Annotated in this window: 9 protein-coding genes and 1 tRNA gene; 3 read left to right on the forward strand and 7 right to left on the reverse strand. The window is 47.9% G+C overall.

Annotated features, from left to right (window positions below):
- Positions 1 to 5: 5 nt before the first annotated feature.
- Both LRP57_RS07000 and LRP57_RS07005 read right to left on the reverse strand, forming a co-directional pair.
- The gene (locus LRP57_RS07000) at positions 6 to 1,295 is read right to left on the reverse strand and encodes an ABC transporter substrate-binding protein (RefSeq protein WP_231205826.1); all 1,290 of its coding nucleotides are present in this window, start codon (positions 1,293 to 1,295) and stop codon (positions 6 to 8) included.
- 47 nt (positions 1,296 to 1,342) lie between these two features.
- Entirely contained in the window at positions 1,343 to 2,644 is a 1,302-nt protein-coding gene (locus LRP57_RS07005; RefSeq protein WP_231205827.1) for an alpha-L-fucosidase, read from the reverse strand.
- A 203-nt stretch (positions 2,645 to 2,847) separates the two neighbouring features.
- On the opposite strand from LRP57_RS07005, the gene LRP57_RS07010 reads away from it, so the two are divergent.
- Positions 2,848 to 4,017: an ROK family transcriptional regulator gene (locus LRP57_RS07010; RefSeq protein WP_231205828.1), complete on the forward strand. Its 1,170-nt coding sequence runs from the start codon at positions 2,848 to 2,850 to the stop codon at positions 4,015 to 4,017.
- A gap of 73 nt (positions 4,018 to 4,090) precedes the next feature.
- Here LRP57_RS07010 and rpsA read toward each other — a convergent pair whose 3' ends face one another.
- Together rpsA and polA are read right to left on the reverse strand one after the other, a co-directional pair.
- A complete protein-coding gene (gene rpsA, locus LRP57_RS07015) occupies positions 4,091 to 5,527 on the reverse strand; it encodes a 30S ribosomal protein S1 (RefSeq protein ID WP_231205886.1) in 1,437 nt (478 codons plus the stop codon).
- A 201-nt stretch (positions 5,528 to 5,728) separates the two neighbouring features.
- Positions 5,729 to 8,473: a DNA polymerase I gene (gene polA / locus LRP57_RS07020; protein ID WP_231205829.1), complete on the reverse strand. Its 2,745-nt coding sequence runs from the start codon at positions 8,471 to 8,473 to the stop codon at positions 5,729 to 5,731.
- A gap of 19 nt (positions 8,474 to 8,492) precedes the next feature.
- Between polA and LRP57_RS07025 the strand changes: the two genes are divergently transcribed.
- Complete coding sequence (locus LRP57_RS07025) at positions 8,493 to 8,978, forward strand: PaaI family thioesterase (protein ID WP_231205830.1); 486 nt, start codon at positions 8,493 to 8,495, stop codon at positions 8,976 to 8,978.
- Between the two features lie 196 nt (positions 8,979 to 9,174).
- Here LRP57_RS07025 and LRP57_RS07030 read toward each other — a convergent pair.
- A tRNA-Leu gene (locus LRP57_RS07030) sits at positions 9,175 to 9,248 on the reverse strand.
- Positions 9,249 to 9,318: 70 nt separating this feature from the next.
- Here LRP57_RS07030 and LRP57_RS07035 point away from each other — a divergent pair.
- Positions 9,319 to 9,912 (forward strand): ANTAR domain-containing response regulator, encoded by a 594-nt coding sequence (locus LRP57_RS07035; protein ID WP_231205831.1) that lies wholly within the window; start codon positions 9,319 to 9,321, stop codon positions 9,910 to 9,912.
- A 117-nt stretch (positions 9,913 to 10,029) separates the two neighbouring features.
- Here the strand turns inward: LRP57_RS07035 and LRP57_RS07040 are convergent, their stop codons facing one another.
- Together LRP57_RS07040 and pyk are read right to left on the reverse strand one after the other, a co-directional pair.
- Complete coding sequence (locus tag LRP57_RS07040) at positions 10,030 to 10,236, reverse strand: hypothetical protein (RefSeq protein ID WP_331274749.1); 207 nt, start codon at positions 10,234 to 10,236, stop codon at positions 10,030 to 10,032.
- 259 nt (positions 10,237 to 10,495) lie between these two features.
- Positions 10,496 to 11,944, reverse strand: a complete 1,449-nt coding sequence (pyk, locus tag LRP57_RS07045; RefSeq protein ID WP_231205832.1) for a pyruvate kinase — start codon at positions 11,942 to 11,944, stop codon at positions 10,496 to 10,498.
- Positions 11,945 to 11,995: the final 51 nt, after the last annotated feature.

Raw genomic sequence — 11,995 nt, forward strand, 5'->3', positions numbered from 1 at the left:
AACGATCAGTTACCGAACTGGCTCTGCGCAGAGGCCAACATGTCACTGATATTCATGGCACCGGTGTAGACCGACACAAGATTAGGAGTGAAGTACTCATTCACTTGCTGCCATGTTGATGCTGAATTTTGACCTGTAAGCCCCGTGAAAACAGCTTCAAATGCAGTCTTTACTTCACCACGGATTTCTTCAGGCAATGCTTCAAAGTAGAGTGGCTGTGATTCAGTACGTGCTGGGTATGAACGACCGGAAGATGCTAAGAGATCTTGTGCATCCTTCGACAGCAGTGATCCCAGTACTTTCAGTGCCGCTTCACGTTCAGCGCCCTGGCAGTTAGCTGCAATACCGAAACCGGATCCAAGCACCAAAGCGTAAGAACCGTTCTTTCCTTGTGGTAAACGTTGCGCACCGGCTTTAAAACCTGCTTCATTGGTGAAGTATCCTTTTGCATTCCATGTCCCGTCAACGGCCATAGCGACATTTCCTGCTTGGTATTGTTCTTCACCCCATCCAAGTTCACTTGCTGAAGGAACAGGATCAGCTACTTTTTCTTCGGTGACAAGTTTGGCGTACCACTGCGCAGCCTCAAGGAAATCAGGGTTCGTCAGATCCAGCTTGTTTTGCTTTGTTACGGGCTGAACACCTGATTTAGCAATCGGTAAGGCCATCCACTGGAATTCACCCATACCTACGCCAAATCCCTTATGGGCATCTGTTGTGGTTGACTTTGCTGCAGCCAAGAAATCGTCAAAATTCCATTGTGCGCGTGGCTCAGGAGTTCCTGTTTCAGCGAACATATCCTTGTTGTAGTACACCAACATGGCTGCTACGTCATAGGGGATTCCGTACAGTTTGCCATCATAGCTCAGAATATCAAGAGCACCCTGCGTAAAATCTGCAGGATTGATGCCCGCTGTACGCAGATCATCTTCACTTAAAGGTGACAGGGTCTGGTAGAAAGTATTCAAACGCTGACCATTCATTGAGGTAACACAGGCCAGATTTCCAGAAGATGCATTTGCTGTCAGCTTTGTGAAGTAATCACCCCAGGAAGCCGTTTGAGTTTTAATCTCGATATCAGGGTTTTGTTTACGCGCAATCTCAGCAGTATCTTTCACCCATTTTTCGGATTTCTCGTCACCTCCCCACATATCCCATGTGATGGAGACTTTGTCAGTTTGTGCTGAGGCATTGCCATTAGAGGATCCGCTTCCCCCTCCAGCACATGAAGTGAGTAACATAGCAGCACATGCAGTTGCTGCAACGAAACTTATTCCTCTGACCCGTCGTGACATATTTATTTCCTTCTTGTGTAGTTGATATTCAGCGATGAATATCATTCTTATCGGACATTTTCTTCAAGAAATAATTCGATAACTGGTAGTGGTGTATGCGGTGGTTGCACCGGCAGGTTCAAAGTCAATGTTCCCGCAGGTTGACCGCCGACTTCCGTTGTAAGAGCTTGTTTTTCTGGATCGAGAACTTCCATAGCAATTTCTGACCCATCGCATAGCAGACGAGCAAAACGTACTTTTCCTGCCAAATCTGGAAGATGAAGATGACCAAAAGGCCATGACAGTACATGTACATATAAACGATCATCCCGTTGGGTATATATCGTGTGTTGCGGAGCAGTGTATTGTGAGGCACCCGCGCCGATGATGGAATGCTGATGGAGTTTCATCCATTCTGCAAGTTCGTCGAGGATATGTGCATCATGATCTGTAATTGCGCCTCGCCCATCAGGACCAATGTTGAGTAACAAATTGCCGTTTTTCGATACTGTATCCACCAGCATTTGAACGATCATGTCAAAAGATTTGAAGTCCCGGTTATCACGATCGTATCCCCATGATCCATTTAATGTTTGGCAGGCTTCCCAACGTACTGGAGCATTATCAATCATCATTGGCCCGCTGGGTTGATATTGTTCAGGGGTTACCAGATCGCTCGGTATATCCAAACGGTCATTGATAATAATTTCCGGTTGGAGGCTACGGCACATTTTTTCGAGTTCTTCAGATCCCCAGTCTTCTTTCCCTTTCCCCATCCAATTATTCATTTCCCATGGGTAAGAGAAATCAAAAAACAGATAGTCGATTTTCCCGTATTGGGTCAGCAGCTCACGGACTTGCTCGTGTAAGTAAGCGCGGTAACGGCTCATGTCTTTTGTCTTATTGAGTTCACGAGCGTTAGGGTCATCACGCCGTGGGTGATGGAAATCGATTGTAAAATCTTCGTGATGCCAGTCCAGCAACGAGTGGTACAGTCCAACTTTTAGTCCTGCTTCACGCAGCGCTTCACACCATTCGGCAACAAAATCACGTCCCTGCCATTTTGTGGAGTTATAGTCGGTTTGTTGCGTATCAAAAAGACAAAAACCGTCATGATGTTTCGTCGTTAAAACGGCATACGACATTCCAGCTTTTTTGGCGCGACGTGCAATGTCTTTCGCATCAAAGAGATCTGGATCAAAAAATTCTGCATAACGCTCATAGTCTGCGATAGTTTGTTTTTCACGAGTCATCACCCATTCATGACGTCCTGCAACCGAGTACAAGCCAAAATGGACGAATAAACCCACACGCGAATGATCGAACCACTGTGTATGGGATTCTTTGCGCGTAGCAGGGTGAGCAAGCACGATAATGTCTCCTTCGATAAATCGAACTAAGTAAGGCATCTTTGTCTAAATATTTCGATGAAGTAGATCATAATTGATTGGGCCAAAATACGGCAAATATGCGATAAAACTCTTAGTTTCGTCACTAAAATGTGATATTTTGCCGCATTTTTATGCGAAAATATCGAATAAAGATCTCTAAATCAAAGAAAGAGAAAGCACATATGAGACAATCTTCGCGCACGTATGCACCTATTCACGATGCCATCATGACATTCGTTGCTGAAGGAAAAGCACATACTCGCGCAGATCTCGCACGCTTACTTTCCTTAGCGCCTTCAACAATTTCACTCTATGTAGAAGAACTCATCCACAAAGGAGATCTTGAAGAAGCCGGTGAAGTCCCCTCAACCGGCGGACGCAAAGGACGCCGACTACGTATCAAAAACGACACTCATATTTATCTTGTTGCTGATCTTGGAACAACACATACACGTTATGGTCTGGCAGGTACCAACGGAAATCTTCAAGAAAAAAGAACTGAGTCACTTCCCCTACGATCCGGCCCCGAATCAACACTGCCCAGACTCGTTCAACTTTTCACAGAAATACTGACACAAACACATAATCAAGAAAAACTCGCCGGCATTGTTATCGGCCTACCGGCACCTATCGACCACTCAGGCGGCTGCGTACACTCAGCTTCACGAATCCCCCAATGGAATGGTTTCCCACTGGCCTCATGGCTATCAGAATGTTTCAGCGTTCCCACCTTCATTGAAAATGACGCAAATATCATCGCATTGGGCGAACACACCTCTCATACTCAGCTACACCACTCTTTCACAGTCAAAGCAGGAAGCGCCCTTGGAGTTGGAATCGTCGTTGATGGACGTATCTATCGTGGCGGAACAGGGGCCGCAGGCGATATTTCCCATGTGCGCCACGAAGAATACGGAAATACGCTTTGCCTCTGCGGAAACTATGGCTGTTTAGAAACAGTGGTCACAGCAGAAGCTTTAGGTGAAAAATGGCACCAGATGGGTGGTAAAAATTCCCAAGCAGATTCACTCATACAAGCAGCGCAAGATAGCGAGCCACTAGCCACCCACCTTCTACGTGAAGCAGGTGAGCACCTCGGTAACGCAGTATGCAGCCTCGCTTCTTTCTTTAATCCTGAAGGCATCTTTCTTGCAGGAAAACTTTCACGAGTAGATGTCTTTGTCGCCGCTGTACGTTCATGTTTATACGGAGGCTGTCACCCGCTCGTAACCAAAAACCTCATGATTGATCGCAGCACTTCCGGTTTTGATGCCGGCATCCGTGGCGCAGCAGCACTCGCCTGCACAATGTTCAACCACACACCCTACCTCAGCTCTCATCTGACATACTGAAGGGCTCGACTACGATCGTAGTCGAGCCCCAAAAACCACGGATTAGCGCATTATCATACGCAATCCACCAGTATCAGTTAGAAGTAAGCTTCTCACGCAAAGCAGCAAGAGCCTCATCTGAAGCCAAAGTACCGCTGTTATCAACAGGAGTAGAGTAGGATGCCTGTTCTTCAACAGAAACCGCAGCCTCAGAATCTTCTTCCTGCGCGCGCACTACCTGAGCCTTATGAGCTTCCCAACGAGCTTGGGCTTCAGCGTACTGAGTTTCCCATGCCTCGCGCTGAGCCTCGAAGCCTTCCATCCATTCCTGAGTCTCAGGATCGAAGCCCTCGGGGTACTTGTAGTTACCTTCTTCATCGTACTCAGCAGCCATGCCGTACAAAGACGGATCAAAGTCATCAGCAACAGGGTCAACACCCTCATTCGCTTGCTTGAGAGACAAAGAAATACGGCGACGTTCCAGATCAATGTCGATGACCTTAACGAATACGTCATCACCGACCTTCACAACCTGGTCAGGCAGTTCCACATGACGCTGAGCAAGCTCAGAAATGTGAACCAGACCCTCAATGCCATCTTCTACGCGCACGAAAGCACCGAATGGAACAAGCTTGGTGACCTTACCGGGCACAACCTGACCGATAGCATGTGTACGTGCAAATGTTTGCCATGGATCTTCTTGAGTCGCCTTCAAAGACAAAGAGACACGTTCACGATCCATGTCAACATCGAGAACCTCGACGGTAACTTCCTGACCAACCTCAACAACTTCTGAGGGGTGATCAATATGCTTCCATGAGAGTTCAGAAACATGAACGAGGCCGTCAACGCCACCCAAGTCAACGAAAGCACCGAAGTTAACGATGGAGGACACATTACCCTTACGAACCTGGCCCTTACCCAAGGTATGCAGGAAGTTCGTGCGAACCTCAGACTGGGTCTGCTCAAGCCATGCGCGGCGTGAGAGGACAACATTGTTGCGGTTCTTATCGAGCTCAATGATTTTCGCTTCAAGCTCACGGCCAATGTAGGGCTGCAAATCGCGTACGCGACGCATTTCAACCAAGGAAGCAGGCAAGAAGCCACGCAGACCGATGTCAATAATCAGGCCGCCCTTAACAACCTCGATAACGGTGCCGGTAACAACACCTTCTTCTTCCTTGACTTTTTCGATCTGGCCCCATGCGCGCTCGTACTGTGCACGCTTCTTCGACAGGAGCAGGCGACCTTCTTTGTCTTCTTTCTGAAGAACAAGAGCCTCAATGTGATCGCCGACTGCAACAACGTCATCAGGATTAACGTCATGCTTGATCGAAAGCTCGCGAGAGAGGATAACGCCCTCAGTCTTGTAGCCAATGTCGAGGAGGACCTCATCGTGGTCAACCTTGACGACAGTGCCTTCGACGATGTCACCATCGTTGAAATATTTGATGGTCTCGTCAATAGCGGCGAGCAGGTCCTCTGTGGAACCGATGTCGTTGACCGCAACCTGCGGTGTATTGGTGGTCATGTAGTTGTGTTCTCCGAAACGGAATGGATAGTAAGCGGACATGTCCGACGCATCACACAAAAACCTCATAAAGAAGTAGTCGCCCAATGCGCCTTCATTATCCTAGCAGGGAGAAGGGAAAATGTGATATTCCGGCACTGGTAGACCTGTCACATTTCACATAGCTAAGTGCACAGCAGCACACACGCCCACTCCCCCTCATTAATGAGCAGCGCTACGCCACGTTTTCCCTACCCCAACGGCCACTTCAAGTGGAACAGACATCTGAACGGGTGAAGCCATAGCTTCCCGCACTAATGCTTCAACTTCTGCTCGTTCCTCAGCAACGATTTCAAGTAATAATTCGTCATGAATCTGCAAAAGCATACGCGAGCGCAAGTGTTTTTCAGCTAGTTTCCGTTCTACCTCGATCATCGCAATCTTAATAATGTCAGCAGCACTACCTTGGATTGGCGCGTTGAGAGCCGCACGTTCAGCCATTTCACGACGCTGACGCTGTTGCGACATCAGATCAGGTAAATAGCGGCGACGTCCAAACATTGTTTGTGTCCACCCATCTTGACGTGCGCGTTCAACAACGCACGCAAGATAATCTCGAACCCCCCCAAAACGCTCAAAATATTTATCCTTGAGCTCTGATGCTTCAGGAACCGAAATATGCAGCTGAGCGGATAAACCATAGGAAGAAAGACCATAAGCCAAACCATAAGAAGTTGCTTTAATCCGTGAACGCTGTTCAGAAGTGACTTCTTGCAGCGACACACCGAAAACCATAGCCGCCATTGTGCGATGAAGATCCTCACCTGAATTAAATGCTTCAATAAGGCCCGCATCTTCAGATAAGTGAGCCATAATTCGCATTTCAATTTGGCTGTAATCAACACTCATCAGCGCATCAAAACCTTCACCAGCGATAAAGGCATCACGAATACGCATACCATCTGCGCTACGGACAGGAATATTTTGCAAATTAGGTTCTGAAGAAGCTAAGCGGCCAGTAGCCGCAACAACTTGCGAAAAAGATGTGTGAATACGTGAGTCATCATCAACAGTTGCACGTAATGTATCAACCATCTGGCGCAGCTTAATACGGTCCCTGTGAGCTAAAAGATGCCTGAGGAATTCATTTCCTGTCCGCGCAAGCAGATCCTGAAGGGCTTCCGCATTGGTTGTGTACCCGCGTTTTGTTCGTTTCGTTTTTGGTAGTCCCAGTTCTTCAAAAAGTACTTCTTGAAGCTGTTTCGGACTGGACAAATTCACTTCATGTCCGATCACCGCAAAGGCCGCATCACGTGCGCGTTCTTCTTCATTTTTAAGCATACGTGACTGAGAATCCAATTCAGCACTATCAGCACGAATACCTAAATTCTCCATATGTGCAAGTACAACAGACAAGGGCTGTTCCATGGAATACAGCAAGTCCGTTGATTGAGTGTCTTTCAGTTCTTTTTCAAGAACCGTCCATACTTTCAGTAATGCCAAGCAGATACGAGCATCACTTAACTGATGTTCAGAAGGTTCTTCAGGAGATGAAGCCATACTGAAAAGCGCGTCTTCAGGACTTTCCGGGACCTCAATCGTCACACCCAATGCGCGTTCAATGACATCAACCGCTGTGTAGCTTCGTTGTTGTGGCCGCACAATATAGGCAGCAAGCCCCGTATCGAATACGTCACTACGTAAATCCATGCCGATGCTATGGAGGGCGTGCCATGTTCCTTTCCAGTCTGAGACGATCAGCTGAGGGGCTGCATTAATTGTGTCATTGAGCGCTTCCCATACGTCTTTATCAATATCAGCTGGATATTCAAGGATGAGCACATGATTTGCGTAGGCTAAAACAAGTCGGTCAGCTCGACCACGTGCTGGCTCTTTTATTCCGCTGACCCACAAGGACAGAACCTGTTCACGCGCTGACATCAACCACTTTTTCACAGGGGTAGTTTCCATACCCGCATGCAGCACAGTGATTGTGAGATCATCGAATATATCTGAGGCCTCTTGGCTGCGAACAGGCTCATCTAATGACAGAGCGTTGTTTGCGTGAAGTTCCTCAGCATCACGAGGCAACATATTCAAAGCAGCATATATACGTTTACGCAGCCCCCCTATGCGAAGCATGTCAAAAAGAGACTGTAAGGCTGAAGAATCGGCTGCGCCTACACGTAAATCGTCTATGTCAACACCGATATCTAAATCTGTAAGTAAGTGGTTAAGTTTGCGATTACGGCGCACATCATCAGCATGTTCCCGTAAGGCTTCACCGCGTTTGCCGCTGACAGATTCCATACGCGCGAGGAGATTATCGAGCCCGTCATATGCGTTAATCCACTGCGCTGCGGTTTTTGGTCCTACCCCAGGTACTCCGGGCAGATTATCGGATGTTTCACCGACGATTGCTGCAATTTCTGGGTAGCGATAAGGTGGTACACCGTACTTTTTTTCGACAGCCTGCGGTGTCATTTCTTGTAATTCTCCTGGGCTAGCCCCAGGATAAAGTACTGTCACATGCTCGTTAATTGTCTGGAAGGTATCACGGTCGCCTGATACAAGATACACTCGCATTTCTTTTGCAGCTGCACGTGAAGCGAGGGTGGCAAGAATATCGTCTGCTTCATAGCCTTCTTTTGTTAAAGCGGTCATGCCCATAGCTGCGAGCACCTGTTGAATAATTTCAACTTGCCCTTTGAATTCTTCAGGGGTGGATTCTCGTGTTCCTTTGTACTGTGGGTATTCCTCTGTTCGGAAACTATGACGGGATACGTCAAAGGCCACAGCAATATGCGTAGGTTGACGACTTTCAAGTAAACGAACCAGCATGGAGAAAAATCCGTAAACCGCGTTCGTATGTTGTCCTGAGTCAGCTCGGAAATTTTCAGCAGGAAGTGCATAGAAGGCACGAAATGCCATTGAATGACCATCTATAACGAGCAAAGTGTTGTTCACACATGACACCCTAGAGGGCATGGAGCAAAAGAACACTTTGAACACACAGCCGGATCCATCTCGTGAGGGAGGTTTCGTTGGCGCACATTGGCCTGGATCTTTGATGGAACGCATGTCAATGGAGGTATTAGAACACAGTGCTTTATGCACGATTATCACAATGCCCGTGGAAGGAAATCGTCAAAGTGCTGGAATTTTGCATGGTGGAGGCACGGCTGCTTTAGTCGAATCAGCGGCTTCTTTTGCTGCGCAAATACATGCACGAGCCGTATATGGGGCAGATCAAGGCTATGCCGTAGGAATTGAGATTTCAGTCTCACACTTGCGTGTAACTACTCATGGAATGGTCACAGCCACCGCACGGGCAGTGCATTTAGGAAAGTCACAAACCGTTCATATTGTTGATGTTCATGACGATACAGGTCACCTTATTGCGACGGGGAGGGTAACAAATCGACTATTGGAACGACGTATTCACGCTGACAAGAAAATAGGCGGCCAATAGTCTCATTATATGGACTTTTCGTAAGTTCCCTATGAACTACCTCATGGTAACAATCCGGATCTTCCGAGGAAACTTCCCAACCAGTTTAGTAAATATTTCACATTGATCTCTGAAAGCAAAAGGTAAAACTACCGGAAAAATCAGGATAAAATCAATGGAGCAACACTGCTCATGCACTGCAAAAAAGTACCTACGGTACCCCGAGTGAGATTCGAACTCACAACAAGCCGGGTTTGAGCCGACCGCCTCTGCCAATTGGGCTATCGGGGCAACGCTCAAAAGCGTCAGAAACAAGAATAGAATAAAATGCAGTGAGTCGACAAACCGAGGACAGGAAAAGATGACTACTCAACAGACAGAATCACGTAGGGTTCTCGTCGCCGAAGACGAAGGCTTAATCCGCCTCGACATCGTTGAAACCCTTACCGCAGCAGGATTTGAGGTAGTTGCTGAGGCGTCCGATGGCGAAGAGGCACTCCAGCTTGCACTAGAGCATGAACCTGATCTATGTGTGATGGATGTCAAAATGCCAAAAATGGACGGCATCACAGCTGCAGAAAAAATTCTTTCAGAGCTTTCCTGCGCAATCGTTATGCTGACAGCTTTCAGTCAAACAGAACTCGTCGAACGCGCACGCGACGCGGGAGCCATGGCTTATGTGGTTAAACCATTCAGCCCAGCTGATCTGATCCCTGCTGTTGAAATCGCTATTTCACGCCATCAAGAAATTGAATCTCTTGAGGAAGAAATTGCTGATCTTCAAGATCGTTTCGAGGTGCGTAAGCGTGTTGACCGCGCCAAGGGACTCCTACAAAAGAATATGGGGATGACAGAGCCTGAGGCATTCCGCTGGATCCAAAAAACCTCAATGGATCGTCGCTTATCAATGCGTGAAGTTGCTGACGCGGTAATCCAGCAGGTTGAAGATCACTAAACGCCTCCCGCGTACGTATATGCTCATATGAGCTACACCTTTACTTCATACATATGTGTGTGCCCGCAACAAAAGTTGCGGGCACACACATTATGCTTTGCATCATGTGAATAGGCACTAGGCCACTGCAATCAATTCAAGCCCCAGAAAACGGGCTGCAGCCTCACGAGTTTCTTCATAACGTAAATCTTCAATTGCATGACGCACATGCACAGATTCTTGCCACTGACCAAACCAGGGGCGAACCGCCTCTGACAGAACTTCAACCGGCAGATTATGAGCCTGTCGATGCGATAGTCGATCGTGAACAGACACGGTTGTCATGATATTCATTTTCATTACCATTTTTCTCTCTTCATCTTCGCCGAGGTATGCACATGGGGTGTGCAGGCAGCCTCTAATTAGGCGAACTATTTCCGCGACACAGCGCCACCATGGTGCCGTGCGCTATATTCAGTCAAAAAGAACTGAAGATACGATTCTACACGAAAAAGCACGTATAAAACTTTTTTATCATGCATATCACATTAAACGGGGTAGGTCTACATCCAGACCCACCCCACATCAGCAAAAGCACCACGCCTTATAAAGCGTTCACACCCCCGCCAATCGTGTAATCCAATTCATCGCCCACCTTGTGTACACGAATAGAATTAGAAGAACCAGCAGTCCCCGGCGGCATACCGGCAATAATGACCAGCTCATCACCAAAATCAGCAAGCTGACTTGACTGAACAACCTGATCTACCTGCCACACCATATCGTCAGTATGACGAACCTCAGGCACACGATACGTTTGAACACCCCAAGTCAACGCCAAAGCACGACGTGTCGATTCCAAAGGAGTAAAAGCAAGCATCGGAATTGGTGTACGCAATCGTGACATACGACGAGCAGAAGAACCAGTCTGAGTAAAAGTCACCACATAACGCGCATCTAAACGTTCAGCTAAAGAAGCAGCAGCCTGACAAATCACCGCCGGACGATCCACAGCGAAAGCACCTAAACGTGCAATACGTTCACCGCCCAACTCCTCAGTTGACTCAATAATACGAGCCATCGTTCGCAGAGCCTCAATAGGATACGCACCTACAGACGTCTCCCCTGAAAGCATAACCGCATCCGCGCCATCAAGAATCGCATTCGCGCAATCCGAAGCCTCAGCACGTGTTGGACGAGGATTCTTAATCATCGAATCCATCACCTGCGTCGCCACAATCACAGGTTTAGCTGCCAGACGCGCCAATTCAATAGCACGTTTCTGAACCAACGGCACCTCTTCTAAAGGCATTTCCACACCCAAATCGCCGCGTGCCACCATGATGCCATCAAAAGCATCAACGATTTCTGGCAAAGAGTCCACGGCCTGAGGCTTTTCGATCTTCGCAATCACAGGAACACGGCGACCCGCCTCATCCATAATCGCGTGCACATCTTCAATATCACGGGCATTACGAACAAAAGACAAAGCAATAAAATCTGCACCGATCTTCAATGCCCATCGCAGATCTTCACGGTCTTTCTCAGATAAAGCAGGAACAGAAACCGCAACACCCGGCAGATTCAAACCCTTATGGTCCGACACCATGCCGCCAACCTCAACGCGGGTCACTACATCCGTGTCATTAACTTCAACAACACGAACAGCCACATTCCCATCATCAATAAGCAAACGATCACCGGGCGCACAGTCACCAGGCAAACCCTTGAAAGTTGTTCCTACCAGCTCTTTCGTCCCCGGAACATCCCGTGTAGTGATAGTGAAAGTATCACCCACTTCAAGAAGCTGAGGCCCCTGCTCAAAACACTCTAAACGAATCTTAGGTCCCTGCAAATCAACCAGAATGGCAACTGCACGACCTGATGTCGCAGAAGCTCGACGAACACGTTCAATCGTGGCTTCGTGTTCCTCAGGGCTACCATGAGAACGATTAATACGGGCAACATCCATCCCCGCGTCAACGAGTGCTTGAATCTGTTCAGAAGAAGCGGTGGCTGGGCCAATGGTGCATACGATCTTTGCTCGGCGCATAAAACCATTCTACAGGGGATACTGCTTCTTCCGCTTCATTCCATGCCGCCA

The sequence above is a fragment of the Schaalia sp. lx-260 genome (assembly GCF_021083645.1).
In the GTDB taxonomy this organism is placed as follows: domain Bacteria; phylum Actinomycetota; class Actinomycetes; order Actinomycetales; family Actinomycetaceae; genus Pauljensenia.

Excerpts from the sequence above, each read along its gene's own strand:
- LRP57_RS07025 (WP_231205830.1), top strand. The coding sequence starts at position 8,493 with ATGGAGCAAAAGAACACTTTGAACACACAGCCGGATCCATCTCGTGAG.
- pyk (WP_231205832.1), bottom strand. The coding sequence starts at position 11,944 with ATGCGCCGAGCAAAGATCGTATGCACCATTGGCCCAGCCACCGCTTCT.
- LRP57_RS07010 (WP_231205828.1), top strand. The coding sequence starts at position 2,848 with ATGAGACAATCTTCGCGCACGTATGCACCTATTCACGATGCCATCATG.
- LRP57_RS07040 (WP_331274749.1), bottom strand. The coding sequence starts at position 10,236 with ATGACAACCGTGTCTGTTCACGATCGACTATCGCATCGACAGGCTCAT.
- rpsA (WP_231205886.1), bottom strand. The coding sequence starts at position 5,527 with ATGACCACCAATACACCGCAGGTTGCGGTCAACGACATCGGTTCCACA.
- LRP57_RS07000 (WP_231205826.1), bottom strand. The coding sequence starts at position 1,295 with ATGTCACGACGGGTCAGAGGAATAAGTTTCGTTGCAGCAACTGCATGT.
- LRP57_RS07035 (WP_231205831.1), top strand. The coding sequence starts at position 9,319 with ATGACTACTCAACAGACAGAATCACGTAGGGTTCTCGTCGCCGAAGAC.